Below are 25,293 nucleotides of genomic sequence, written 5' to 3'. Positions count from 1 at the left end.
GAACAGTGGGTGTTCAGCACGAGAAGAGTTTTGAGACCGAGATCTGCGAGTACCTCGGTGCGCATGGCTGGCTGTACGAAGAGGATTTCACGGGCTATGACCAGGAGCATGCGCTGATTCCGGAGGATGTGTTTGCGTGGCTTCAGGAGACGCAGCCTGAGCAGTGGGCCCGGGTCATGCCGGATAACGGTTCGGCGGTGGAGACTGCTCTTGCACAGCGATTGCTGCTGGATCGGCTTGTGAAGGAGCTTGACCAGCCGCTTGAGCATGGTGGCGGTTTGCTTTCAGTGTTGCGTGTTGGTTTCAGGAAGACTCCAGCGAAGTTCTTCATGTGCGCATTTAAGCCTGCGACGTCGATGAACCCCGTGGCTCAGGAGCACTACCAGGCAAACCGGCTGCGGGTGGTGCGGCAGGTGCACCACTCCAAGAAGCGCCCGCAGGATTCGATCGATCTGGTGTTTTTCGTCAACGGTTTACCGGTGGCGACCGCCGAGCTCAAGACGGACAACACACAGTCGATTGATGACGCGATGCGTCAATACCGTCGAGATCGTCTACCTCAAGGCGAACCGTTGCTGAAGTTCGGCTCCCGTGCGTTGGTGCACTTTGCGGTCTCTACTGATGAAATCCGGATGACCACGAAGTTAGATGGTGAGAACACGTTCTTCTTGCCGTTTAACCTCGGTAATGATGGCGGTGCAGGCAATCCGGTCAACTCGAACAGCGCTGCCACCTCGTACCTGTGGGAGAGGGTGCTGCAGCGTGATAATTGGCTGCAGATCCTGGAACGATTTGTGAACCTGCAGATTACCGAGAAGGTCGACCCAATCACTGGCGCTCGCTCGCGTAGCAAGCAGATCATCTTCCCGCGCTTCCACCAGTGGGAGGCCGTCACTAGCCTGCTCGAGACCACGAGCGTTGAGGGGCCGGGTAGTAAGTACCTGATTCAGCACTCTGCAGGATCAGGAAAAACGAACTCGATCGCGTGGCTTGCTCACGGGCTCGCGAACCTTCACAACGCCGATAACTCGAAGACCTTTGATTCGGTCATCGTCGTGACTGACCGTACCGTGCTCGATGACCAGCTGCAGAAAGCCATCAAGGCAGTTGAGGGCACGAAGGGCGTGGTCGGAACGATCAACGCTGACGAGGTACGTAAAGCGTCAGCTACCTCAAAATCCGACTTGTTAGCCAAGGAACTAAGTAGCGGAAAACTCATCATCATCGTCACGCTTCAGACGTTCCCGTTCGTGCTCGAGGCGCTTGCGCAGCAGGGTGGGCTTGCCGATCGCAAGTTCGCGGTGATCGCGGACGAGGCTCACTCGTCCCAGACCGGTACAAGTGCTCAGAAGCTGCGACAGGTTCTCTCACAAGCAGAGGTCGAAGCCCTCGAGGACGGTGGCGAAGTCAGTGTCGAGGACGTGCTTGCCGCTGAGATGGCAGCGCGGGCGACAGCCCAGAACATCTCCTTCTATGCCTTTACTGCGACCCCTAAGGGCAAGACACTGGAGATGTTCGGCCGTCCGGGTGCGGATGGTTTGCCACAGCCTTTCCATGTGTACACGATGCAGCAGGCCATCGAGGAGGGCTTCATCCTCGATGTGCTGCGTAACTACACAACCTATAAAACGGCTTTTCAGCTCGCCCAAAAAGCCGGTGGGGCTGTTGGCGCTGAAGATCTCGTTGATGAGGGCACCGCGAAAAAGGGCCTGATGCGGTGGGTAAGTCTGCATCCCACCAACATTGCTCAGAAAGTTCAGATCATCGTCGAGCATTTCCGTGAAAACGTTGCTGAGCTCCTCGACGGGCACGCTAAGGCGATGGTAGTGACCTCGAGTCGAGCAGCTGCACTGAAGTACAAGATGGCAATCGACGCCTACGTTGAAAAACACGCCTACCCGTTGGGAACCCTGGTGGCGTTCTCCGGAAGCTTGACCGCTGAGCAGATTGATGATGTCGTGCCCGGCGTGCAGGAGCCGTATACAGAGACGAACATGAACCCTGACCTGCGTGGTCGAGGGGTTCCACAGGCGTTTGCGGGCGATCAGTTCCAGGTTTTGATCGTCGCCAACAAGTATCAAACGGGCTTTGATCAACCACTGCTGTGCGCGATGTACGTAGACAAACGCCTCGACGGGATTGAAGCAGTCCAGACGCTTTCCCGCCTAAACCGTACCCTGCCGTCCAAGGGTAAAGACACCACGTACATTCTCGACTTCGTCAACGACACGGACACGATCCTCGACGCATTCCTGCCGTACTACCGCACTGCCGAGATCGTTGAAACTACCGACCCGGACCTCGTGCATGACCTTGCGCGGAAGCTTGAAATTGCCGGGATTTATACGAAGGATGACGTGGATGCTTTCGCGCAGGCATTCGTCATCGAGAAGAAGCACGGTAAGCACACTGCACCGCTGAAGCAGGCCGCTGATCGGTTCAATGACCTCTACGTGGCAGCCTTGGCCGACGACTCAAAAGCAGAGATTGACGAGCTTGACCTCTTCCGCAAGGACGTTGGCTCATTCGTTCGCCTCTACGATTTCCTATCTCAGGTTGTCGACTATCAGGACACCGACCTCGAGAAGGTTGCCCTGTTCCTCCGGCTGCTGCGACCGCGACTTACGGGGCGCAAAGCTCCAGCAGAGCTGGACTTTAACAACATCGAGCTCACCCATATCAAGCAGACGCGCAAGAGCGAAGGGGCTATTTCACTCGGGGGCGACGGTGAGAAGCTCAAACCGATGGGAGTTGGTGGTGGACGTTCGCGCGACCCGCACCTGGTGGCCTGGGAAGAAATCCTGAACAACATCAATTCCCTGTTTGAGGACGAGGATTTCGATCCTAGTTCAGTGGAGTCCTGGGTGCAGGGCGTCGTCACGATTCTGGTTCAGAATGAAGAGATTAAGGATCAGGTCAACGCAAACACCAAGGAGCAGTTTCGTGAGTCGCAGACGATCGAAACTGCCGTCACGAACGCGGTGCTCGATCACCAGGACTCTCAGCAAAGCATCATGGAGAAGTTCTTCGAAAGTGCTCATCGTAAGGGCCGGATCATTAAAGAGATCTCCGATCTCGTTTACTGGGAACTCCGACACCAGGCTGAGAAGGATACACAATCTGAAGACGACGGAGAGGACGACGACCAGGAGTAACCATTACTGCGCGCCAAATTCCGACTAGATCATCCTTCTTCTACGGACGCCAGCCAGGTTAGCGACGTGCCGGACACTCGGCGGTTCAGCAGCCTAACCTCAATACGGTAGTGGCAGCCAAAAGCCCCTGCATCGGAGTCTTCAACTGGACCAAAAACGCTGCGGGAACGCTCCCTGCTGTATGTCGGGGCAACCCGAGCCCGCGAACGCCTCCTCGTCACCTGGACGAAGCAGCGCAGCGCCTACCTGCCGCGCTGACGCTAGCTGCCAAGCACGAAGCGGTGGCCGAGGCCCGGCTCGGTGAGGAAGTAGCGCGGGGCGGAGGAATCCTCCTCGAGTTTCTGGCGGATCTGCGACATGTAGACGCGCACGTAGCCGGCCTCGTTCGTGTATTCGGGGCCCCACACGTTCTCGAGCAGTTCGTCCTTGCGCACGAGCTGATTGGGGTGGCTCACGAGGTAGCTCACGATGCCCCACTCGTGCGGGGTGAGGCGCGCCGGCGTGCCGTTGACGGTCGCGGTTTTCGCGGCGAGGTCGATCGTGAGGTGCCCGTCGGCGGTGGTCACGACGGGGGAGGGGGAGCCCGACGTTCGCCGCCTGAGGTTGGCGCGCAAACGCGCAAGGAGCTCTCCGAGCGCGAAGGGTTTGGTCACGTAGTCATCGGCGCCGCGATCGAGTGCCTCGATCTTCGTGTGGGTTTCGTGGCGGGCGGTCACGACGATGATCGGGACGTCTGACCAGCCGCGGATCCCGTCGATGACGTCGAGGCCGCTCATGTGCGGCAGGCCGAGGTCGAGGAGGACGGCCTCGATCGGGTTGTCGGCGGCCATGACGAGCGCCTGCTCCCCGGTCGTGGCCGTGAGCACCTGGTATTTGCGGGCCGTGAGGTTCACGGTCATCGCCCTCGCCAGTGCCGGATCGTCCTCGACGATGAGAATCATGACGCGCTCCCAACGGTGGTTTCGTGTGCGGGGGTGGGCGCACTGTCGGCGGTGGCTGGGGTGATGGTGAGCGGCAGTGACAGCACCATTGTGAGCCCACCTCCCGGAGTGTCGTCGGCGGTGAGCGTGCCGCCCACGCCTTCCGCGAGCCCGCGCGCGACCGCGGCGCCGAGGCCCAGCCCGTGGCTGTTCGTCGTGTCACCGAACCGCGTGAAGGGCGTGAACAGGCGCGCCTTGCTCTCCTCAGTGAGGCCGGGCCCGTAATCGATCACGCGAATGAGGATACGCTCGCCATCCTGTGTCGCGTCGATCGTGACTCCCGCGTCGGTGTGTTTGGCGGCGTTGCTGATGAGGTTCTCGAGCACGCGCTCCATAAGCGCCGCATCCGTCGTGATCGCCGGTAGCTCGCGCGGAACGCGCACCTCGAGCGAAGGCGGCACGAGGGAGGGGTCCATGTGGTGGAGGGTTTGGGCAACCAGTTCGGCGGGTCCGACGGTGACTGCCTTAACCTCGAGCTTATTCGTGTGGATGCGGGACATATCCAGGAGGTCCGCGACGATCCGGTCCAGCCTGTCCGAGGACGATTCGATCGTGCGCAGAAGCTCCACCTGCGCGTCGCGGGGAAGATCAACGTCGTCGAGGAGGAGACCGGAGACGGCCGTTTTAATCGTCGCAAGCGGGGTGCGCAGGTCGTGCGAGACGGCCGTCAAAAGCGCCGTGCGCACGGAGTTCGCGGCCTCGAGCTGCCGGGCCTGCGTGCGGGTCCGGTTGAGCTGCGCCTGGGTCATGAGGCTCACGAGCCGGCCCGAATAGGCCTCGAGGAGCTGCTGCTCGCTCGACGTGAGCGGGCGGCCAACGAGGGCGAGAACGTGCTGGTCGTCGAGCGAAAAGGCTTCGTCGGCGAGCGTGACCGATTCGATCGGGATGCCTACTTTGTACTCGGGCACGAGTGCCGTGCCCTCGACGGTGGCGAGGGCGACGCCATCCTGGCCGAACGTCGTGGCGATCTGTTCGAGGATCTCCTGGATCCCGATGCCGTCGCGGATCACGGAGCGGGCAAGCTCCGTCATGAGCTGCGCGTGCCGACGCGCCTCCTGGGACTCGCGCTGGCGGCGCACAGCGCCATCGACAACCTGGGCGACGAGGACCGCAACGAGCACGAACACAATCAGCAGGAAGATGTTCTTCGGTTCCGTGATGGACAGCGTGTGCGTGGGCGCGGTGAAAAACCAGTTGAGCAAGAGCGCGCCGCCGATGGCCGTCGCGAGAGCCGGCCACAGGCCACCCACGAGGGCGACGACGACGGAGGCGAGCACGAAGCTCATAATCGCCGTGGACAGGTGCGCCGTGGGATCGCCGAGCGCGAGGTTCGCGAGGGTGACGACGATCGTGAGGATGGTCGCGAGTACCCAGCCCGTCGCGAGCCGCGCGGGGGAGAGGCTCGTGGGCGGCGCGGGAGCCGACCAGTGCGTGGCGGGCGGGTCCACGGCGACGATGTGCACGTCGATGTCGCCGGCACCGTCGATAATCGCGGCGCTCGTGGACCGCATGAGCAGCCGCTGCGCAAAGCCCTGACGCGAAGCGCCCACAACGAGTTGGCTCGCGTTCACGGTCGTGGCGAAATCGAGGAGCGTGCGCGGGACGTCATCGCCCGAAAGCACGTGCCACGAGCCGCCGAGAGATTCGGTAAGGGAGCGCGCCTCGCTCATCTGCTCGGGCGACATGCGCGGTGGGCCATCCGCCGCGAGGACGTGAACGACGAGGAGCTCGCGCCCGGCGATGCGCCCGGCGATGCGGCGGCCACGGCGAATGAGCGCGGCAGTCTTCGGGCCGCCGCCCACGGCCACGAGGATCCTCTCGCGCGCCGCCCACGGCTCCTTAATGCCTTCCTCGCTGCGGTACTTCTCGAGACCATCGTCGACCTGATCGGCGAGCCACAAAAGCGCGAGCTCGCGAAGCGCCGTGAGGTTCCCCTTGCGGAAGAACTTGCTGAGCGCCGCATCTACGGTCGCGGGCCCGTACACCTGCCCTTGCCGCAGCCGGACGCGCAGAGCATCGGGGCTCAGGTCGATCAGCTCGACCTCCTCCGCTTCGCGCAGGACCGGATCGGGAATCGTCTCGTTTTGCACGTGGCCCGTAATGGTCGTGACCACGTCGTTGAGGGACTCAAGGTGCTGAATGTTCACGGTCGAGATGACATTGATGCCCGCATCGAGCAAACGGTGAACATCCTGCCAGCGCTTCGCCGTCGTATCCTCACCGTGCACGGTATGAGCGAGCTCGTCCACGAGAACGACGTCGGGCTTGCGCTCGATAATCGCCGCAACATCAAGCTCGTCATACGTCGAGCCGCGATAGCTCACCCGCCGAGGCGGAATCACCGGCAGCCCCTCAAGCCTTACGGCGGTCCCCGAACGCCCGTGGGTCTCAACGACACCCACGACGACGTCCTCCCCGCCCTTCAGGCGGTCATGGGCCTCCTCGAGCATCGCGCAGGTTTTACCTACGCCGGGGGCAGCCCCCAGATACACCTTGAGTACACCGCGCACCGTGTTCATGTCAGTCCTTCGCCGCACGCAGGTCGAGGTTCAGGTCATTGACGTTGACGACCTCTTCACCTGCAAAGCCGAGGGTTCGCCCCTGGGTGTGCTTCTTGACGAGCTGTGCAACAGCCGACCGCGAAAGCCCCGAGTTCTTCGCCACTCGTTCGATCTGGATGCGAGCATACTCCGGGCTGATGTGCGGGTCGAGCCCGGAACTGCTTGCGGTCACCGCATCCGCCGGGACAACGGCCTCATCCACGCCGTTCTCGCGGGCGACAAGGGCACGCTGCTCGGCGACCTGCGCGGTGATCTCCTCACCGACGGGGCTCAAGTTCGAGCCGCCCGAAGCCAAACCGTCGTAGTTGCCCGCCGACATCCGGGGGTGGAACAGGGCGGGGTCCTTCGACGTGTCCTGAGCGATCAGGGACGACCCGACGGTGCGGCCGTCGAGGGTCATCATGGAACCGTCGGCATTGTGAGCGAACGCCCGGCCCGCGACCCACACGGCCGCCGGATAAAACAGGCCAAGCACAACGAGAAGGGCAAGAAGAACGCGCGTGGAACGCCACACGGCGGAGACGAGGCCCGAGAGTGTCGAGTTCATGAGTTTTCCAATCGAGAGAAAAACGACAGTGGTGGTGGGGCCGAGCCGGAGAGGTCACGAGAAGCGGTGCCCTCGCGGCTCGGCCCTCATGGTTAGAGCCCGGGAATGATGCTCACGACAAGGTCGATGAGCTTGATCCCGATGAACGGAACGATGAATCCGCCAAGGCCATAGATGAGCAGGTTGCGGCCGAGGAGCTGGTTTGCAGAACCCGGTCGATACTTCACGCCCTTGAGGGCGAGAGGAATGAGCGCAACGATGATGAGCGCGTTGAAGATCACGGCCGAGAGGATCGCCGACTCGGGTGAACTCAGGCGCATGACGTTGAGCAGATCGAGGCCGGGGAACACGCTTACGAACATCGCGGGAACGATCGCGAAATACTTCGCGACGTCGTTCGCGATCGAGAACGTCGTGAGAGCGCCGCGCGTGATGAGAAGCTGCTTGCCGATCTCGACAATCTCGATGAGCTTGGTCGGATCCGAATCGAGATCGACCATGTTGCTCGCTTCCTTCGCGGCCTGCGTGCCCGTATTCATGGCCACGCCGACGTCGGCCTGCGCAAGCGCCGGAGCGTCATTCGTGCCGTCACCGGTCATCGCGACCATGTTGCCCCCGCGCTGCTCACTGCGGATCAGCGCGAGCTTATCCTCGGGCTTTGCACCCGCGAGATAGTCGTCAACACCGGCCTCTTTCGCGATCGCACGCGCCGTCAGCTCGTTGTCGCCCGTAATCATGACGGTGCGAATGCCCATCTTGCGAAGGTGCGCGAAGCGCTCCGTCATGCCTTCCTTGATGACGTCCTTGAGGTGCAGGCTGCCGAGCACGCGGCGAGCCCCGGCCTTCTCTTCGGCCACGACGAGGGCCGTGCCACCGTCGGAAGAAATCTCCCGCACAGTGTCGTTGACATCCTCCGTGACGGTCCCGCCCTTCGCGGCGACCCACTTGAGGATCTCGGAAGCAGCACCCTTGACGATGCAGTGCTCGGGAGTGCGCTGCACGCCACTCATGCGCGTTTCCGCACTGAACGGAATGAACTCAGCGTTTCGATATTCGCTTTCGGGAATCGGGCCAACGCCCATGGTCGTCGTCGCGAACTCCACGATCGAACGACCCTCGGGGGTCTCGTCCGCGAGAGAGGACAGTAGCGCGCCGTAGGCGATCTCGTCCTCGCTCACGCCCTGGGCGGGAATGAACGCGCTCGCCTGGCGGTCACCCACCGTGATCGTGCCGGTCTTGTCCAACAGCAGAGTCGTCACGTCGCCAGCGGCCTCGACCGCGCGGCCCGACGTCGCCATGATGTTGCGGCGCATGAGCCTATCCATGCCGGCGATACCGATCGCCGAAAGGAGCGCGCCGATCGTCGTGGGGATAAGGCACACGAGCAGGGCGATGAGAACCTCGATCGGCTGCTTCGCGCCCGCGTAATCGGCCATGGGAACGAGCGTCGCGACGACGAACAGGAAGATGAGCGTGAGTACCGAAAGGAACGCCGAAAGGGCGATCTCGTTCGGGGTCTTCTGCCGCTGCGCGCCCTCGACGAGGTCGATCATGCGGTCCACGAACGTGTTGCCCGGCTCCGAGGTGATGCGCACCTCGATCTCGTCCGAAAGGACGCGCGTGCCGCCCGTCACCGCGGAGCGGTCGCCGCCGCTTTCGCGGATCACGGGAGCGGATTCGCCCGTAATCGCAGACTCATCGACCGTCGCGGCGCCCTTGACGACGTCGCCATCGCCCGGGATCGTCTCGCCCGCACACACCACGACGATGTCGCCGGGGCGAAGATCCGCGGCGGGCACCTCCTCGATGCTTCCATCCTCGCGGTGCACGCGGCCCACGGCCGCTGTTTTCGCGGAACGGAGCGCATCGGCCTGCGCCTTACCTCGACCCTCAGCGACGGCCTCGGCGAGGTTCGCGAACACGACCGTGAGGAACAGCCAGATCGCGAGCGAGAACACAAACACGCTCGGCTTGAAAAAGCCCACGATGATCGTGATGAGCGCGCCCATCTCGACGATAAACATGACGGGCGTGCGCACCATGTGCGCGGGGTTCAACTTGCGCAGCGCCTGCGGGAGCGCCTTGGCAAGTGCGCGCGGCGTGAAGCCTGATCCGGAATTCGCGGTCGTCGCCTCGTGAGGCTGCGAAGAAACGCGGTCGGTCACCTGTACCTGAGTCATTTCATGAGTCCTTCAGCAAGTGGTCCAAGAGCGAGCGTCGGAAGGAAGGACAGGCCGGTCACGATGAGCGCGATGCCGGCCATGACGCCTGCAAAGAGAGGTGTGTGAGTGCGCAGGGTGCCGCGGTTGGTTGCGACAACCTCCTTGGCGGCGAGCTTGCCCGCGAGCGCCACCACGAACAGCATCGGCAGGAAGCGGCCAAGCAGCATGGCGAGGCCGAGCGCCACGTTGAAGAACGGCGTGTTCGCGTTGAGGCCCGCGAAGGCGGAACCGTTGTTGTTGGACGCCGACGTGAACGCGTACAGCACCTCGCTGAAGCCGTGGGGGCCGCCGTTGGCGAGCGACGCCGCCGTCGACGGCAGGGCAATGGCGACCGCCGATCCCACGAGCACGAGCACGGGCACGACAAGGATGTACAGGCTCAAAAGCTTGACCTCGGTTGGGCCGATGCGTTTACCCATGTAGACGGGCGTGCGGCCCACCATGAGCCCGCTGATGAACACGCTCATGATCGCGATGACGAGCATGCCGTACAGGCCGGAACCGACGCCGCCCGGCGCGATTTCACCGAGAAGCATGTTGAAGATCAACACGCCGCCGGAGATCGGCTCGTAGGAAGAGTGCATCGAGTCCACGGCGCCCGTTGAGGTGAGTGTCGTCGCGGTCGCAAATAGGCTCGAACCGACGATCCCGAAGCGCGCCTCCTTGCCTTCCATCGCGGCGAGATGATCGCCCGCGAAGTGAAGCTGGAGGGCGGTCGTGGCGGCGAGCGAACCGATCGCGAGAACAGCCATCGCGCCGAGAACAGCCCAGCCCTGACGCTTGTCGCCCACCATGATTCCGTAGGTGCGGGGGAGGGCGAACGGGATAAGCAGGATCAGGAAGATCTCGAGGAGGTTCGTGAGGCCGTTCGGGTTCTCGAACGGGTGCGCGGAGTTCGCGTTGAAGAAGCCGCCACCGTTCGTGCCGAGTTCCTTGATCGCTTCCTGGCTCGCGACGGGCCCGCCGGGGATGATCTGTGTTCCACCGGTGAGCGTGTGCACGTGCTGGGCGGCGTTGAAGTTCTGGATGGCGCCGCCGGCGATCAGGAGGATCGCGCCGATGAACGCGATCGGCAGAAGGATGCGGAAGTTACAGCGCACGAGGTCAACCCAGAAATTGCCGAGCTTATCCGTGCCGTGGCGGGCGATACCGCGAATGATCACGATAGCCACGCAGATTCCGACGGCGGCCGAAATGAAGTTCTGGAACGACATGCCCAGCATCTGCGTGAGATGGGACATCGTCGTTTCACCGCCGTACGACTGCCAGTTCGTGTTGGTCACGAACGAGGTTGCCGTGTTCCACGCCTGCGTCTCTTCGACGGGGCCGAGGCCGTGTGCCATGGGCAGCCACTGCTGAACGCGCTGCAGGATGTAGAGGCCGAGCACACTCAGGAGGGAGACGGCGAGAATGTTGCGAAGGTAAATTCGCCACGAGTGCTCGCGGTCTGTTCGGATCCCCGCGAAGCGGTACACGAGCCGTTCCGGCCACAGGTGGCGCTCAGAGGTAAAGGTGTGCGCCATGTACGCGCCGAGCGGTCGATGCACCGCGACGAGTGCCGCGATGAGAACGAGGATTTGAACGAACGCCATGACTACCCGAACCTTTCCGGTCGAATGAGTGCATAGGTCACGTACACGATTGCGGCTGCGCAGATGAGCAGCCAGGCGATATCGAGGATGGTCACAGCAGGCTCACCGCCGATGCGAGGCCCAGGCATCCTCCGAAGAACACGGTCGTCAAGACGACAAACACAATGTCGAGCACGGTATGGCTCCTGAATGGTGCTGCCGGAAAATCTCCGGCGTAGCGGATCCGCACGCGGGGTACCCGGTGTGCGAAGTCGCTCGGTTGAGCGGCACTGCTATCGAACGTCGAGGTCGCCCGGGCCCGAATAAAAACTGACGCGTTCTTGACGCGGCGCCGATTTTTCCTGACACATTCTTGACACCGCCTGGTCAGGGCTCACATTTTTGACCTGTTTCTCGCCGTGACCGTGCGTGAGGTGCGCCCCGCGAACTTGGAGGCACGGCGTGTGACCGCTAAACTGTGGTAGTTCGAGTAACAGGGGCCTTTAGCTCAGTTGGTAGAGCATCGGACTTTTAATCCGCGGGTCGCGGGTTCGATCCCCGCAGGGCCCACTCGACGAAGGAGCGGGCGGCTCGGTCATGGCGACCGGGCCGCCCGTTTTCTGTGCCCACCGGTGGGTGCCCCGCCGGAGGGGAGCGCCGAATCGTGGGAGAGCACGGAACAGTTCACGTCCGGCGTGAGCGTTCCGCGTATTCCTCGAGCGCATCGATGATGGCCGTGCAATGCCACACGCGCCCTCGCTTGCGCCCCGTGCGTTCAGTGAGAATGTCGAGCTCGGTGAGAGTGGTGATCGCTCGCTGTGCAACGGAAGTGTTGACGCCGAGCTTTTCGCGCACGAAAACTGTGTTGACCACGGGCTGCCCCACAAGGACCTGGACGAGTGGGTAGGCGTATGAGTGGCGCCGAACTCCGGCGTTACGAAGCGTGTTTTCTGCATCGCGGGCGATGTGGCTGAGACGGTCGGCGAGTTCGCGGCCGTCGCGTGCTGACACAAGCGCGGCATCGGCAAAACATTCAATGATGGGGGCGGCATTTCCTTCGCGATAGGCGGTCAGCGCATCGAAGTAGCGCTTCGTATTTCGCAGAAGGCCGCCGGAAATGGGCACAGTCGTGGAGGTCACGAGCCCGTGGTGAGCGAGCATTGCGTGCACGAGTGCCCTGCCAACGCGCCCGTTGCCGTCGATAAAGGGGTGGATTGTTTCGAACTGGGCGTGAGCGATGGCGGCCTGGAGGAGAACGGGCATGTCGGTGCGCCGTGCGAACGCGATGAGATCATCGAGCGCCTCGGGTACAGCGCTGGCGTGAGGGGCGACGTGCGCGGCGCCCACGGGGGAGAAGCTCGAACTGCCCACCCACACAAGGCTCTCGCGTAGGCCTCCACCGTCGGGCAAGAGTGCGGCATTCATCTCGAGGAGAGCATCAACGTCGAGGCTCTCGGCGAGTGAGAGCGCTGCCTCCATGCTGCGAACGTTTCCGAGCACGAGCGAGGCATGAGAACTCGTGTTTTCGTTCAGTACGGCGAGAGCGAGCTGTCGTGCGCCAACCGTGAGATTTTCAATCTGTGAGCTCGAGGCGCTTTCGCTCCGCAAAAGGATGCTCGACATCGGACCTAGCGGTTGGCCAAGAGATCCGAAGGTTGCGGAGCTGTGCTCGTCGAAACTCGCGAGTGCGTTCTCGGCGTCGGCAATATGAGCAGCGAGGCCGGAGGGCAAATTGAGTGTCAGCGTGGAAATGCGCGCTGGACTCGTGACGAAGTATGTTCCAGTGCCGCGCTCACGGGCGCGACGCGAGGTCATGCCGTGGGGGACCTCCCATCTTTCGGGACGGCGCTCAACCGGAGGTACAGGCACAAAACTGCTCACAACGACCACCCTTACGATCAGTTTCTTTGAAAAGTGATCGTAACATCAGTCGATGTTGCCACTTTCTGTGGGCGCGGCAAGGTTCAGCAGATTCGTGAAAGGGGTTGCGCCCCGCGAAGTATTTTTTTATAGTTACCTAGACCACACGTGGTGACGACTGAGAGGGAACTCCAATGATTAATTACGACCACCTTCGTGACAACGACGACTTTATGCGCGTGCTCTCGGCCATCCGGGAGCACTGCCTCGCCGGGGAGGATGAGATCGCCGAAAGAGAAGACATGGATTACGGAGTTGTTCGCGAGCACTACCACCTTGCGCAGGCGATCGTTGCCGAGGAGATCGATCACGGCATCGTCCACGACCCGTACGGCGCGAGTGTCGCCCAGGGGTTCATGACCTGGCTGCGCACCGAGTACCCACAGGGAGCACAGGCCCAGAAGGAGGAGTAGCGCGCGCCGTCGCGACCCATGCGCGGGCGGGTGTACCTTTATCACTGCAGCCAGCCACAATGCCGCTGGCATCCCCTTGCCTACCCGCCCGCGCGATCACTATGAAGGAGCCTGCCGTGCCACTCGTTGATTCCTTCCTCGTGAGGGACGGCCGTGCGGTGGCTCCGAGCGCCCACCGGGAGCGCATGCGCGAGTCGGCGCACGAGCTGTGGGGCGCCGAGATAGCAGGACCCTCGATCGACGACGCCGTCGCGGCGCTCTACGAACAAGCCGCGCACACACTCGGGGGAGCACCTGGCCTGTTCTTCCCCAAACTCACCCTCGAGCAACGTGGCGGCGAGCTCCGATCCGATGTCAACGCGCGGCCAATCGCGGAGTCTCGACTCGAAACTACCGCGCACCTGATCGCCTACCCCGGAAGGGATGAGCGCACCCGCCCGCGCCTCAAAGGCCCCGATTTCGCCTGGCAGGAGCGGGTGCGCGCGTGGGCACTTGAGCGTGGGGCGAGCGACGCACTCTTGCGTGCACGCTCAGCGGGAGTGAGCAGCGCCGGAAAGTCCGACGGCACCTCGCACCCCCTCGCCCCTCAACTCCACTACAGCGAAACCGCCTACGGGAGCGTCGCCCTATGGTCGAACGGTGTGCTCGTCACCAGCAGTGAAACCGACCGTCTGTCAAGCATCACCGAACGCCTGATCGTGGAGATCGCGCGCGAGCGCGGCCACGAAACCCTCGCGGCCCCCCTCACAAAAAAGCGCCTCCTTGAGGCCGATGCCGTGTGGCTCCTCAGTTCACTGCACGGTGTGCGCGAGGCAACTGTCGGACTCACGGACCTCCCCGCCCCGCACATTGCCGATACTTACGCCCCACCCCGCGGCACCTTCGCTCCCGCCGCGCGGGATTTCCAGGACGCGCTGTGGGAGCGCGCCGAACCGCTAAGGGAGCTTTGCGCATGAGCGTTCTCATCGTTGACAACCACGACTCATTCACGTTCAACATCGCGCACCTCGTTGCCGAAGCCTCGGGCACCATGCCGAACGTTGTACTCGCGAGCGCATCGCGCCCGAGCCTCGACGGCGTGAGCCACGTGATCATCGGCCCGGGCCCCGGCACTCCGCACAATCCGGGCGACCTCGGCTGTTCGCTCGACGTGTACCGCGCAGCACTCGAGCGCGATATTCCCGTGCTCGGTATTTGCCTGGGCCTGCAACTCATGGCCGTCGCCCACGGCGGGCGCGTGGGAAATGCGCCCACCCCCATGCACGGCCTCGAGGATGCGCTGCGCTTCACGGCCGCTGCCGCAAGCGACCCGGTGTTTGCCAACCTTCCACGTGAGCTGCGCATCGTGCGCTACCACTCGCTCGCGATCGCTGAATGCCCGCCTGACCTGGAGGTACTCGGCTCCACGCCCGATGGCGCGATCCAAGCCGCGCGCCTGCATGGGAAGAACGTTTGGGGCGTGCAGTTCCACCCCGAATCGATTCGCACCGAGGGCGGCCTCGACCTCATGCGCGCCTTCCTCAACGTGCGAGGCGGGGCCGACGATAGCCCGGCTACCGTCGGACCCGAAGAATCTGCGGTGATGACCGGCCAGACTCCGGGCCCGGCGGCGAGTCAACCTGGCTCGGTGCCCGCGACCCACACCCTGCTGCTTGGCAGCGAGGTGAGGGTGGAGGATGTGTTCACCGAGGCCGAGGCGCTCTACCGCGACCTTTTCTCACCGCTCGAACGGGCGGTGTGGCTCGATTCGGCAAGCGAGGATCACCGCTCGCGCTTCTCGATCATGGGCGCGTGCGACGGCCCAGGCTCGCACCTTTTCGAGTATCGAGTGCCCAAGGCGGACCGCGTGGAGGGCGTTCCCGCGAAGGGCGGCTTCTTCGATGAACTTCGAGGCAAACTGCGCCAGGTGCGGCTCGATGAAGGAGGGCAGCGCGCTGCCCAAAACCTCGGCGGTTTCGCCCTGGGGTACGTGGGCTACCTCGGCTACGGGCTTGGTGCCGAAACCCTTGGCCTCGAGCGCGAGCCTCGCGTGGGCATGGAAAACGATGCTCACCTGGTGTTTCTCGCGCGCGCGCTCGTGATCGATCACGATCGTGGCACGGCGAGGGCCGTGGCGCTCGCGGAGCTCGACGAGCTCGCGGGTCACCCCGGAACCGTGGAGGAGCAGCAATCGTGGATCGTGGAGACGACCCGAAACATGATCAGCGTGCTCGCAAGGGCGAGAGAAGCGCACGAGGGAAGTCGGGGCGGTGAGGCGGAAGCTGGCGTCGGAACGGCACCCGCGCCCGCCTACCGACACGCCCCCGCCCACTACGCTGCGCTCATCGCGCGCTGCCAGGAACTCATTCACGAAGGCGAAAGTTACGAACTGTGCCTCACGAACGAGGCGCATGTGCCGGGGGAGTTCGACCCGCTCGAGGTGTACTCGCGGCTGCGTCGCGTGGCGCGTGTGCCGTATGGCGCGCTTCTTCAATGTGGGAAGTGGAGCGTGGCAAGCGCGTCGCCCGAGAGGTTCCTCGAGGTGAGCGCCGAGGGAGTGTGCGAATCGCGCCCGATCAAGGGAACGGCGCCGCGCTCCGAAGATCCCGAGGAGGATGCGAGGCTGTGCGCCGAGCTTGCCTCAAGTCGCAAGGACCGGGCCGAAAATCTCATGATCGTCGACCTCGTGCGGCACGACCTCTCGCGTGTGTGCGAGGCGGGAAGCGTGAAGGTGCCGCACATCTACCAGGTGGAATCCTTCCCCACGGTGCACCAGATGATCTCCACCATCACCGGTAGGCTCTCGCCCGGCCGCACCGCCCTCGACGCCATCGAGGCAGCGTTCCCCGGCGGCTCCATGACGGGCGCGCCGAAACTCCGCACGGTGCAGCTTCTTCGCGAGCTCGAGGGCGGGCCGCGCGGCATCTACTCCGGGGCGATCGGCTGGATCTCGCCAAACGGGGCGGCATCGCTCAGCATCGTGATCCGCACGGCGGTGCTCGATGAGGCCGGTGCTCGATTCGGGGTGGGTGGCGCGATCACTCGCCTGAGCGACGCCACGGCCGAAATCGAGGAGACCTTCACGAAGGCCCGCACGGTGCGGGCAAGCCTCGCGTGAGCGGTTCGCGACAAAGAGAGGCGCGGCCGAAGCCGCGCCTCCAGTGAGATGAAAGAAGAAACGAGGAAGCGAGCTAAGCCCGAGCGGATCCTCCCGAGACGCGCTCGGTCGATTCCTCCACGGGGAGCTCAGGCGCGTCGGTGGCCGTTTCCGCTTTAGCCCCAGCTTCCGCCTTCTCGGCATCGGTATCGGCATCGGTATCGGCATCATCGCTGACCTTGCCGCCCGAGAGGCGATCCACGATCGCGGCGATCGCGCCGTCACCCGTGACGTTCGTGGCGGTGCCGAACGAGTCGAGCGCCACGTAGAGGGCCACCATGAGGCCCACCTGCGATTCGTTGAAGCCGAGCTGCTCACCGAGAAGCGCCGAAGCCGTCACGATCGCGCCGCCGGGTACGCCGGGCGCGGCGATCATCGAAATACCGAGCATCGCGACGAAGCCGAGGAGGCTCGCGAAGCTGTAGTCGCCGTGCGTGGTCCACAAAATTGCGAAGGCGAACAGGGTGATCTTCACGGTCGAGCCCGAAAGGTGGATCGTCGCGCACAGCGGAATCACGAAGTTCGAGACGGACTTCGACACCCCGGCGTCTTCCGCGCAGCGGGTCGTGACAGGAATGGTCGCTGCGCTCGAGCTCGTGCCAAGCGCGGTGGCGTAGGCGGGAAGCATCTTGCCGAGCATCACCAACGGGTTCCTGCCCTTGGCGATACCTGCAGCGGTGAACTGAAGAACGAGCATGATCGCCGTGAGCACGAAGGCGAGCACCACGATCGGGAGCATCTTCACGATGATGTCCCACACTTCTTTCTTCGCGGTCATGTTTTCGAAAATGGTGAAAATGTAGAGCGGTAGAAGTGGCACGATGATCTTCGAAATCGTCGTGTTCACGATCTCGCGCAGCTCAAGGAAACCCTCGTGAATGGTAGTGGCGCGCACCGCCACGATGCCCAGACCGATCACGAAGCTCGTGATGAGCGCCGTCATCACGCCAAAGATGGGATCCATGGCGATCTCGAAATACGGCTCGAAGCTCGTTTTCGGCTCGGTAACCCCGCCGAGCTTCGTGCTGCTCCCAAGCAGCGCCGGGAAGGCAAGGTAACCGGCGGCGATCGCGTAAGTGCCGGCCACGAGGGTGGAGCAGTAGGCGAGCGCGGCAGTCACGCCGAGCCACTTGCCGGCGCCTCTACCGAATTCGGAAATGGCGGGAGTGATCAGGCCGATGATGATGAGCGGAATGATGAAGCTCAGGAAGTTGCCGAAAAGCTTCGAGAACGTTGCCGCTCCTCGCGATAACCAATCGGGCGCCACGAGCCCCACGAGGATGCCAAGCACGATCGCGATGGCAATCTTCATCAACAGCGAATTCAGGACCTTTTTCATCAAGACTCCATTGTCAGCGTTAGGCGCGCGGTTCCGCGGCCTCCAAGCACTATAGGCCCCTGCGGGACTTTTCGCACACTCGCGGTGTTTCGCAGGGGTTAAAATCTGGCGGGCACGTCGGCGTAGGTATATCCGACGGTTGCCGCGCCCACGGCGCCGCTCGAAAGTTCAGCGGCGGCACGCTCCAGGTGAGGAGCAGCGTCCACGCGATGCACGAAGCGGAGGGTGAGGCCACTCGCGGTGTAGTTGGCACCCTCGATGCTCACGCCCTTGGCGTTGTCGGCCCAGGCACGGATCGAGGCCTCGAACGTGCCTGCGAGTTCGTAGCCGACCTCGAGGTCGGTGACTTGGCGAACGACTCTTTCGCGCACGAGCTTCTTCGCTGCGGCGGCATCGAGGGCATCGGTGACGGCGCTTCCGTAGGCGCGCACGAGGCCGCCCGCCCCGAGCTTGATGCCGCCGAAGTAGCGCGTCACCACCGCGAGGATGTTCGTCATGTGCCGCCCTCTCAGGGCCTGCGCCATGGGCATCCCGGCCGTGGAACTCGGTTCACCGTCGTCGTTAGAGCGCTGGAGGTGTACCGGCGTTCCGAGCGTGAGGGCCGTGCAGTGGTGGCGTGCATTCGGGTGCGCGGCGCGGCGCTCGCGAATAATCTCGTCGGCTTCCTCCACCGTTTCCACCGGGGCGAGGTAGGCGATGAAGCGGGATTTCGTGATGACGAGTTCGTTCTCGATGGGGGCCGTAAGCAGGAACATTCGTTCGCTCGCTTCGGGCATGGTCTCGAGAATCTCGTGCATGCTGGCCATTGTGTCACGGTGCTCGAAGCACGGGGCGGTGGCTCGTATCCTTGAGACCATGAGCGCCCCAGAACACTTCGACATCGCCCTCATCGGTTCCGGCTCCGGCAATTCTTTCCCGGGACCCGAGTTCGCCGAGAAGTCCATCGTCTACATCGACCGCGGCGTGGGCCCCGAAAACATTTTCGGTGGAACGTGCCTCAATGTTGGCTGCATCCCCACGAAGATGTTCGTGCACACGGCAAACATCGCCCAGAATGCCCGCCGTGAACACGCCGAGAAGTTCGGGGTCGATGCTGAGCTGGGTGGCGTCGGATTCCCGGCGGTGCGCGAGCGGGTCTTCAGCCGGATTGACCCGATCTCCCACGGGGGTGAGGAGTACCGCGCCACCCACCCCGATAACGCGAATGTGACCCTCCTCCGTGGCACCGCCCGCTTTGTGGCCCCGAAACGCCTTGCCGTGGAAACCGACAACGGCACGCGCGAGATCACGGCCGAGACGTTCCTCCTCGCCGCAGGCTCCCGTCCCGCGATTCCCGGCATCCCCGGGCTGAAAGAGGCGACACCGCTCACGAGCGACACCATCATGCGCCTCGAGGAGCTTCCCGAGTCCATCGCGATCCTCGGCTCGGGCGTGATCGCCCTCGAATTCGCGCACATTCTCGATGCTTTCGGCGTGGACGTGCACCTCATTGCCCGTTCTGGGACCCTCCTTCGGGCCTTCGATGAGGACATCGCGCGCCGCATCACGGAGGTCGCTTCCGCGCGCTACACCGTGCACCTCAATGCCTCGACCACCCGGGTGCGGCGTACAGCAAGCGGGGTCGAGATTGACCTGGAACCGTCGGACCCCGCCGCCGACGAGGCGGCCCGAACCCTCACCGTCGCCGACATTCTCGTGGCGACCGGTCGCACCCCCAACAGTGACCTCCTGAATGCCGAGGCGGGCGGGATGAGCGTCGATAAAGCGGGGCGCGTCATGGTCGATGCCCACCAGCGAGCTCTCGACCCACGCGGCCAGGTGCTCGACGGGATCTACTCGATTGGTGACCTGAGCTCACCGGCGCAGCTCAAGCACGTCGCAAACTACGAACTGAAGGTTGCGCGTCACAACATCCTCAACCCCCACGACCTGCGCCGAAGCGACGACATGCCGATCCCCGCTGCCGTCTTCACCTCGCCACAGATCGCGACCGTGGGCATGAGCGAGCGCGAGGCGCGCGAGTGGGCGGCAACGACCGGGCGGCAGATTCGGGTGGCGCGCCAGGAATTTGCCGACGTCGCTTACGGGTGGGCGATGGAGCTCGAAGCACCGGGCGACTTCGTGAAGATCATCGCCGATGCTGAGACCGGGCGGATCCTCGGTGCCCACATCATCGGCCCCGAGGCTGCGACGCTCATCCAGGTACTCATCCAGGCGATGAGCTTCGACCTGAGCGCGCGCGACATCGCGACCAAGCAGTACTGGATTCACCCCGCCATGCCCGAAGTTATTGAAAACGCCCTGCTGCAGCTCGCCTAAGAGAGCCGCACCAGGGCGCTATTCGCGGGTAGGGGTTAGCCCATCGGGTCCTCATTGCCCGGCATGCACGGTGCAAGCGGATCCTGGTTAACAGTCGGGTTCTTGGTCTCGCCCGAGTCTGTCGAGCCATCGTCGCTTGAGTCGCCATCGGTGGTCGGCTCAAGCGGAAGCACGATCCGGATTCGCTGCGGCGCCGAATTGCGAGCACCCGCACCCACGCCCGTGCCGGAGCCCGCCTTGCCGCCCGGCTTCCCGCTCACGGGAACCTCGCCGTAGCCGACCATCGAATCGTCAATCGACGCCTGCACCCACTTCTTGATGTACGGGTAGTCAGGGTTGCCCGAATGCGTCACGGTCGGGTTGATCGGATACGACTTGAAGCCACCCTTTTGGATGCGCTGTGCAAGGTCCGCAAACGCCTCGACCTGGCTGCGCGGGATGTCCGTCTCGATATTGCGTTCGGTCGCACCGATCAGCTTCGGGATATTGAGCGCGAGCGAGGACACGTTCGCTTCCTCCGCGACGGTGCGCACGATGCGCTGCTGGCGGCAGTTGCGGTCGAAGTCGTTCGAGCCGTGGCGCGAGCGGGCGTACCACAGGGCGTGGAAGCCATCGAGGTGCTGCCAGCCCTTCTTGACGTAGCCCTCGACCTTCGACGCGCCGCCGCCGATCGGGATGTCGCGCTCCACTTCGATATCGACGCCGCCGATCGCATCGACGAGGTCGGCGAAGCCCTGGAGGTTCACCATCGCGTAGTAGTCGACCTTGAGGCCAAGCGTTTCCTCGACGGCCATCGTGGTCGCGGTTAGGCCAGGGTTGTCGTCGCCCGGGAACAGATCGGGGCGCACGCCCTCGGCCCACGACCAGACCGCGTTGATGAGGTTCTGGTCCTTACCGAAATACGTGAAGCCGTCCGGGAACTCTTCCGCAGGAGCCGAACCCTTCGGGAAACGCACGTACTGAAGGTTGCGAGGGATCGAGAAGAGCGCCGTGCGGCCCGTTTTCGTATCGATCGAGGCGACCATGATCGTGTCGGGGCGAGTACCCGTGCGGTCGGGACCGGCATCCTGGCCAAGCAACATGATGTTCACGCGCTCGCGGTTCGCCCACGGATCCTTGCCTGGCGCCAGCTTGTGCGCCTCGGAGCCGGCGAACACCTTCGAGTTGCCGAGCAGCGCCTGGGTCGCATAGAGACTGTGCGCGGTGTACACGCCGGGAAGCGCCACGATGAGGGCGAGCGTGTAGGCGAGGGCCCGCGAGGCGTTGCGGGCGGGGCCGCGGAGCTTCTCGCGCACGTTGTGGAGCTGGTTCGTGACGAAGATCGTTGCCACCCACACCAAGGTGCCCACGGCAACAGCGACGAGCGCACCGATCACAATCGGGCGGCGCGTGCCGTAGCGGAACACGAGCGTTGTGGGGTCGCCGAAGGCGAGGAGCGCGGCAATCGCGCCAACAATGAGGATCACGATCGCCATGAGCGCGATGCCAATCCCGCGCCACTTCGTGGGGATGAGCCCGAACCCGGGGAAAATGCTGCCGCTTGCCGTCCACACCGACGCGCGCGCGAGCGAGCCTTCCTCGAGGCTCGTGCGGCGGCCAATGCCGATGCTCGCGGGAGCGCCGGTGGGAATCGAATCGTCATTCTCGCGTGCCGCAGCATTTTGGTGGTCACGCGGGCGCAGGTTCGGCAGCGGCTCGGTGCGCATGACGCCATCGCCGAGCGGGGTCACGGCCGCACCGGCGGCGAGGCGGGCACCGGAGCCCGGCTTCGCGTTTTCGGTAGAGGTTCCGACGGCAGCCTCAGCCCTCGTGCTACCGGGCTTCGGGAATTGAGAAGCCTGCCTGCGGGAGAGGTCGAATCCATGCTCCCGCTGTGCTTCTTCATAGCGCTGCTGGGCGTTTTTCTGTGCGATCGAATCGGCCTTGGTAGGCCTCGCGTATCGGTGTCGCCCCGCGCTGCGTTTAGGCAGCGAGGGTTCGGGCGATTCTGGCACGGTCATGCTGGTCAGTTTACGGCGGGATTTTTCGAGTTTTTGGTTGCGGCGTGTGATTTGCGTAGAGATTTCGGGGAGGTTCGGCCGAGGCGGGTGCTTAGACTAGAGCCATGACGACTTTGGTTATTGGTGGCGCAGGTTACATTGGCGCACACGTTGTACAGCTTCTTCTCGAGCGCGGCGAGTCCGTCGCGGTTGTCGACGATCTCTCGACGGGCTTTCGCAACCGCATCGGCGATGCCCCGCTCATCGAGCAGGACGTCACCGCCGACGGTGCCGTTGAGGTTCTCGAGCGCGAGATGCGCGAACGCGGCGTGAAAGCCGTGATTCACTTCGCGGCCCACAAGCAGGTGGGCGAATCCGTGGAAAAGCCGGAGATGTACTGGCACGACAACATCGGCGGCCTCGCGAACGTTCTCGACGCCGCCGCCCGCGCGGGCGTGCGCGACTTCGTGTTCAGTTCCTCCGCCGCCGTGTACGGCATGCCCGATGTCGACCTTGTGGATGAGGAACTCGAGTGCCGACCCATCAACCCCTACGGCGCGACCAAGTACGTGGGCGAATGGATGCTTGCCGACGCCGAGCGCGCTCACGGCATGCGCACCGTCGCCCTGCGCTACTTCAACGTGGCCGGCGCCGGTTCCCCGGAACTCGCCGACACCCTCGTGATGAACCTCGTGCCGATCGTGCTCGATGCCCTCGAGAGTGGCAAAACCCCGAAGGTGTTTGGCAACGACTACAACACTCCCGACGGCACCTGCATCCGCGACTACGTGCACGTCGAGGACCTCGCCGACGCGCACGTCGCGGCCCTCGGCTACCTCGAAAACGACGAGCGCGAGCACCGCGTATTCAACGTGGGCACTGGAAAGGGCTCGAGCGTTCTCGAAGTGATCGACGCGATCGCCCGTGCCAAGGGCGTGGAGATCGAACCCGAAATGTCGCCGCGCCGCGCGGGCGATCCCGCTCGTCTCGTGTGTTCCACTGAGCGCATCGAGAAGGCGCTTGGCTGGAAGAGCTCGAAAGATCTCGATGACATCGTGCGTTCGGCGGTCGAGGCGACGACCTGCCACTGAACTGGTGAATTTCTGATTGCTGAGGGCGGCGGCTCGCCACTGTGTGGGCCGCCGCCCTCCGTGTTTTTCGAACGCGACACGATGGGGGCGGGCAGCCGTCGGACCGCGAAGCCTTCACCAAGGCGCGCCCTTGAACCCACCGAAACTACGCGGCGACCAGCCTGCGCGGCACAGGGTTAGGCCTGCGGATCCTCGCGGCGCGAGGTGAAGCCGAGCAACTCGTCGAGCGCCTCGAATGTCACGCTTGAATCTGTGCCGAGCAGAAGCGGCATGCCGCTTAGCTGCGGGATGCCGATCGAGGAGGGGATGGTGACCGTCGTGACGATTGCATCGGCAGAAAACTGCGGCGAGAGCATATCCATCACGGTTGCCTGAGTAACGTTCACGTCGATGCCGCGAACGTCGTAGTGCGCTTTAATGCGTTTGCGGATCACCGACGAGGTGGCTACCCCGGCGCCGCACACAACCGCAATGTGTTTCATCAGGAGGCGAGAACCTCGTCGAGAATTTCTTCAGCGCGCTCTTGCGAGCAATCCTCGGCAAGTGCAAGCTCCGAGGTGAGGATTTGGCGGGCCTTCGAAAGCATCCGCTTTTCGCCGGCGCTCAGGCCACGATCCTGATCGCGGCGCCACAGGTCGCGCACAACTTCGGCAACCTTCTTGATGTCGCCCGAGGCGAGCTTTTCCACGTTCGCCTTGTAGCGGCGCGACCAGTTGGTGGGTTCCTCAACGTAGGGCTGGCGAAGCACCTCGAAAACCTCTTCGAGACCTTCCTGATCGACGACGTCGCGAACCCCCACCATGTCAACGTTTTCCGCCGGGACCTCGATCGTGAGATCACCCTGCGCGACCTTGAGCTTGAGGTACTTCTTCACCTTGCCCTTAATGGTGCGCTCGTTGACTTCTTCGATGAGTGCCGCACCGTGGTGCGGGTAGACGACCGTTTCGCCGACATTAAAGTTCATGAGTTGAGGTCCCTTTCGTCCGGCAGCCATTCTAACATTCGCTCGTGTGCTATATTTCGCCGCCGCAGGATTGGGCGGCGAGGGCGCCTTGTGGGGTAGTCTGTGAGGGAACTGCTAGCGCGGCGGCGCTCCTTCCGGGTGGGCTCTAAGTCCCGGCTGGATAGTCCCGCTTCGCGATGCACACCCTTACGTCATCGATCATCACGTGACCTCAAAATCGCAGGAGCCAGAGTGAAACTTCGTCCCCTCTCCCGCGCTGCCGCGCTCATGGGCATTGCCGCTTTTAGTCTCAGTGGCTGCGCCTACTTCAACCCCATGCAGACCCACCACTTCTACCAGCCGGCAGAAGGTGCCCTGGTGAACTTCACCCCCGAGGGTGCCGCCCAGCCCATCGGCGTGCGCAACCTCCTCGCGGTGGAAGGCGCGAACGGCGTGCAGGTCACGGGCGCAGTGGTGAACCAGTCGTCGCAGGATTACACGGTGCAGCTCACGTTCGTTGAGGGGGCGAGCGGCAGCGCAAGCATCAACGTGCCCGCCGGCGAGACCGTCATGATCGGTGGCGAGGGGGCTGAACCCATCGAGGTGACGACCTCGAAGAAACCTGGCGACAACGTTCTCGTTGATGTCACGGTAGGCGAAGAGACGCAGCGCCTGACCGTGCAGCTGCTCGACGAATCACTCGAGTATCTCGCGCCCGAGGAGCAAACCGGGCAACAGTAGACGCATAAACTCCGCCGCTCACCCCACGTTGAGGGCGGGGGAAACGACACTACGGCCCCGTTTCGGGGCGTGCCCCTGCACTTTTCGTCGCCATGAAGCGTGCGTGAGTGGGGGCCGACGGATGCCAGGCCCGTGGTGAGGCTGAGAACGCGCGAGAAGTCCCGACGCCGCTTTATCCACAATGGTTCTCCATCGGAAGACGGCATTATTCAGGCGTGTCACGATGGTAATGCCTGCTTAGACCGCCGGTTGGCGATGCCTGGAGTTCACACCACCATTGCAGCCGGACCCATCCACTGTTAGTGTCACAAGTGAGTAGCAGTCCCTTCGCGGACCACGCGCTAACTCCGAGGGACGACCCGCAGTGGCCGTCCCT

General features: G+C 63.5%; 19 protein-coding genes and 1 tRNA gene. 8 read left to right on the top strand and 12 right to left on the bottom strand.

Annotation, left to right across the window (positions count from 1 at the left end):
• The first annotated feature begins 5 nt into the window (after positions 1 to 5).
• Positions 6 to 3,155, top strand: coding sequence for a type I restriction endonuclease subunit R (locus DAD186_RS08680; protein ID WP_065248326.1), 3,150 nt, complete (start codon positions 6 to 8; stop codon positions 3,153 to 3,155).
• A gap of 260 nt (positions 3,156 to 3,415) precedes the next feature.
• Here the strand turns inward: DAD186_RS08680 and DAD186_RS08675 are convergent, their stop codons facing one another.
• The 6 genes from DAD186_RS08675 to DAD186_RS11325 form a co-directional block, all read right to left on the bottom strand.
• Positions 3,416 to 4,096, bottom strand: a complete 681-nt coding sequence (locus tag DAD186_RS08675) for a response regulator transcription factor (RefSeq protein ID WP_065248325.1) — start codon at positions 4,094 to 4,096, stop codon at positions 3,416 to 3,418.
• Positions 4,093 to 6,654: a DUF4118 domain-containing protein gene (locus DAD186_RS08670; RefSeq protein WP_065248324.1), complete on the bottom strand. Its 2,562-nt coding sequence runs from the start codon at positions 6,652 to 6,654 to the stop codon at positions 4,093 to 4,095. Before DAD186_RS08670 ends, DAD186_RS08675 begins: the two co-directional genes overlap by 4 nt.
• A 1-nt stretch (position 6,655) precedes the next feature.
• On the bottom strand, positions 6,656 to 7,243 hold the full coding sequence (locus DAD186_RS08665) for a potassium-transporting ATPase subunit C (protein ID WP_065248323.1): 588 nt from the start codon (positions 7,241 to 7,243) through the stop codon (positions 6,656 to 6,658).
• Between the two features lie 92 nt (positions 7,244 to 7,335).
• The gene (kdpB, locus tag DAD186_RS08660; protein ID WP_065248322.1) at positions 7,336 to 9,423 is read right to left on the bottom strand and encodes a potassium-transporting ATPase subunit KdpB; all 2,088 of its coding nucleotides are present in this window, start codon (positions 9,421 to 9,423) and stop codon (positions 7,336 to 7,338) included.
• Positions 9,420 to 11,057: a potassium-transporting ATPase subunit KdpA gene (gene kdpA / locus DAD186_RS08655; protein WP_065248321.1), complete on the bottom strand. Its 1,638-nt coding sequence runs from the start codon at positions 11,055 to 11,057 to the stop codon at positions 9,420 to 9,422. Before kdpA ends, kdpB begins: the two co-directional genes overlap by 4 nt.
• Before the next feature lie 2 nt (positions 11,058 to 11,059).
• On the bottom strand, positions 11,060 to 11,185 hold the full coding sequence (locus tag DAD186_RS11325) for a potassium-transporting ATPase subunit F (RefSeq protein WP_082628504.1): 126 nt from the start codon (positions 11,183 to 11,185) through the stop codon (positions 11,060 to 11,062).
• 348 nt (positions 11,186 to 11,533) lie between these two features.
• Here DAD186_RS11325 and DAD186_RS08650 point away from each other — a divergent pair.
• Positions 11,534 to 11,606: transfer RNA gene (locus DAD186_RS08650), tRNA-Lys, on the top strand.
• A 114-nt stretch (positions 11,607 to 11,720) separates the two neighbouring features.
• On the opposite strand, the gene DAD186_RS08645 is transcribed toward DAD186_RS08650, so the two are convergent.
• Complete coding sequence (locus DAD186_RS08645) at positions 11,721 to 12,851, bottom strand: Fic family protein (protein WP_065248320.1); 1,131 nt, start codon at positions 12,849 to 12,851, stop codon at positions 11,721 to 11,723.
• Between the two features lie 239 nt (positions 12,852 to 13,090).
• Here DAD186_RS08645 and DAD186_RS08640 point away from each other — a divergent pair, with 239 nt between their 5' ends.
• The 3 genes from DAD186_RS08640 (at position 13,091) to pabB (ending at position 16,466) form a co-directional block, all read left to right on the top strand.
• Entirely contained in the window at positions 13,091 to 13,369 is a 279-nt protein-coding gene (locus tag DAD186_RS08640) for a hypothetical protein (RefSeq protein ID WP_065248319.1), read from the top strand.
• 116 nt (positions 13,370 to 13,485) lie between these two features.
• On the top strand, positions 13,486 to 14,325 hold the full coding sequence (locus tag DAD186_RS08635; RefSeq protein WP_065248318.1) for an aminotransferase class IV: 840 nt from the start codon (positions 13,486 to 13,488) through the stop codon (positions 14,323 to 14,325).
• Entirely contained in the window at positions 14,322 to 16,466 is a 2,145-nt protein-coding gene (pabB, locus tag DAD186_RS08630; protein ID WP_065248317.1) for an aminodeoxychorismate synthase component I, read from the top strand. The genes DAD186_RS08635 and pabB overlap by 4 nt, the downstream gene beginning before the upstream one ends.
• 73 nt (positions 16,467 to 16,539) lie before the next feature.
• Here the strand turns inward: pabB and DAD186_RS08625 are convergent, their stop codons facing one another.
• On the bottom strand, positions 16,540 to 17,844 hold the full coding sequence (locus DAD186_RS08625) for a dicarboxylate/amino acid:cation symporter (RefSeq protein ID WP_082991163.1): 1,305 nt from the start codon (positions 17,842 to 17,844) through the stop codon (positions 16,540 to 16,542).
• 98 nt (positions 17,845 to 17,942) lie between these two features.
• Complete coding sequence (locus DAD186_RS08620) at positions 17,943 to 18,641, bottom strand: IMPACT family protein (protein WP_236886239.1); 699 nt, start codon at positions 18,639 to 18,641, stop codon at positions 17,943 to 17,945.
• 58 nt (positions 18,642 to 18,699) lie between these two features.
• Here DAD186_RS08620 and DAD186_RS08615 point away from each other — a divergent pair, with 58 nt between their 5' ends.
• Positions 18,700 to 20,163 carry a mycothione reductase gene (locus DAD186_RS08615; RefSeq protein WP_065248820.1) on the top strand — a complete coding sequence of 488 codons (1,464 nt, stop codon included), beginning with the start codon at positions 18,700 to 18,702 and terminating at the stop codon, positions 20,161 to 20,163.
• 35 nt (positions 20,164 to 20,198) lie between these two features.
• Here the strand turns inward: DAD186_RS08615 and DAD186_RS08610 are convergent, their stop codons facing one another.
• Positions 20,199 to 22,163, bottom strand: coding sequence for an LCP family protein (locus DAD186_RS08610; protein WP_065248316.1), 1,965 nt, complete (start codon positions 22,161 to 22,163; stop codon positions 20,199 to 20,201).
• Positions 22,164 to 22,267: 104 nt separating this feature from the next.
• Here DAD186_RS08610 and galE point away from each other — a divergent pair, with 104 nt between their 5' ends.
• Complete coding sequence (galE, locus tag DAD186_RS08605) at positions 22,268 to 23,233, top strand: UDP-glucose 4-epimerase GalE (RefSeq protein WP_065248315.1); 966 nt, start codon at positions 22,268 to 22,270, stop codon at positions 23,231 to 23,233.
• 176 nt (positions 23,234 to 23,409) lie between these two features.
• Here galE and DAD186_RS08600 read toward each other — a convergent pair whose 3' ends face one another.
• Positions 23,410 to 23,715: a PTS sugar transporter subunit IIB gene (locus DAD186_RS08600; protein WP_065248314.1), complete on the bottom strand. Its 306-nt coding sequence runs from the start codon at positions 23,713 to 23,715 to the stop codon at positions 23,410 to 23,412.
• Positions 23,715 to 24,197, bottom strand: coding sequence for a CarD family transcriptional regulator (locus DAD186_RS08595; protein ID WP_055089928.1), 483 nt, complete (start codon positions 24,195 to 24,197; stop codon positions 23,715 to 23,717). The genes DAD186_RS08600 and DAD186_RS08595 overlap by 1 nt, the downstream gene beginning before the upstream one ends.
• A gap of 231 nt (positions 24,198 to 24,428) precedes the next feature.
• Between DAD186_RS08595 and DAD186_RS08590 the strand changes: the two genes are divergently transcribed.
• Complete coding sequence (locus DAD186_RS08590) at positions 24,429 to 24,917, top strand: hypothetical protein (RefSeq protein WP_082991162.1); 489 nt, start codon at positions 24,429 to 24,431, stop codon at positions 24,915 to 24,917.
• Positions 24,918 to 25,293 lie beyond the last annotated feature (376 nt).

Origin of the sequence: Dermabacter vaginalis (assembly GCF_001678905.1) — a bacterium.
GTDB lineage: Bacteria > Actinomycetota > Actinomycetes > Actinomycetales > Dermabacteraceae > Dermabacter > Dermabacter vaginalis.
Note: the sequence above shows the minus strand (reverse complement) of the source record. Positions and strands in the feature narration are given on the sequence as shown.

Bases quoted from the DNA above. Each gene is read 5' to 3' on its own strand.
- DAD186_RS08675 (WP_065248325.1), bottom strand. From the start codon at position 4,096: ATGATTCTCATCGTCGAGGACGATCCGGCACTGGCGAGGGCGATGACC.
- DAD186_RS08670 (WP_065248324.1), bottom strand. From the start codon at position 6,654: ATGAACACGGTGCGCGGTGTACTCAAGGTGTATCTGGGGGCTGCCCCC.
- DAD186_RS08665 (WP_065248323.1), bottom strand. From the start codon at position 7,243: ATGAACTCGACACTCTCGGGCCTCGTCTCCGCCGTGTGGCGTTCCACG.
- kdpB (WP_065248322.1), bottom strand. From the start codon at position 9,423: ATGACTCAGGTACAGGTGACCGACCGCGTTTCTTCGCAGCCTCACGAG.
- kdpA (WP_065248321.1), bottom strand. From the start codon at position 11,057: ATGGCGTTCGTTCAAATCCTCGTTCTCATCGCGGCACTCGTCGCGGTG.
- DAD186_RS11325 (WP_082628504.1), bottom strand. From the start codon at position 11,185: ATGCCTGGGCCTCGCATCGGCGGTGAGCCTGCTGTGACCATCCTCGAT.
- DAD186_RS08645 (WP_065248320.1), bottom strand. From the start codon at position 12,851: ATGACCTCGCGTCGCGCCCGTGAGCGCGGCACTGGAACATACTTCGTC.
- DAD186_RS08640 (WP_065248319.1), top strand. From the start codon at position 13,091: ATGATTAATTACGACCACCTTCGTGACAACGACGACTTTATGCGCGTG.
- pabB (WP_065248317.1), top strand. From the start codon at position 14,322: ATGAGCGTTCTCATCGTTGACAACCACGACTCATTCACGTTCAACATC.
- DAD186_RS08625 (WP_082991163.1), bottom strand. From the start codon at position 17,844: ATGAAAAAGGTCCTGAATTCGCTGTTGATGAAGATTGCCATCGCGATC.
- DAD186_RS08620 (WP_236886239.1), bottom strand. From the start codon at position 18,641: ATGCACGAGATTCTCGAGACCATGCCCGAAGCGAGCGAACGAATGTTC.
- DAD186_RS08615 (WP_065248820.1), top strand. From the start codon at position 18,700: ATGAGCGCCCCAGAACACTTCGACATCGCCCTCATCGGTTCCGGCTCC.
- DAD186_RS08610 (WP_065248316.1), bottom strand. From the start codon at position 22,163: ATGACCGTGCCAGAATCGCCCGAACCCTCGCTGCCTAAACGCAGCGCG.
- galE (WP_065248315.1), top strand. From the start codon at position 22,268: ATGACGACTTTGGTTATTGGTGGCGCAGGTTACATTGGCGCACACGTT.
- DAD186_RS08600 (WP_065248314.1), bottom strand. From the start codon at position 23,715: ATGAAACACATTGCGGTTGTGTGCGGCGCCGGGGTAGCCACCTCGTCG.
- DAD186_RS08595 (WP_055089928.1), bottom strand. From the start codon at position 24,197: ATGAACTTTAATGTCGGCGAAACGGTCGTCTACCCGCACCACGGTGCG.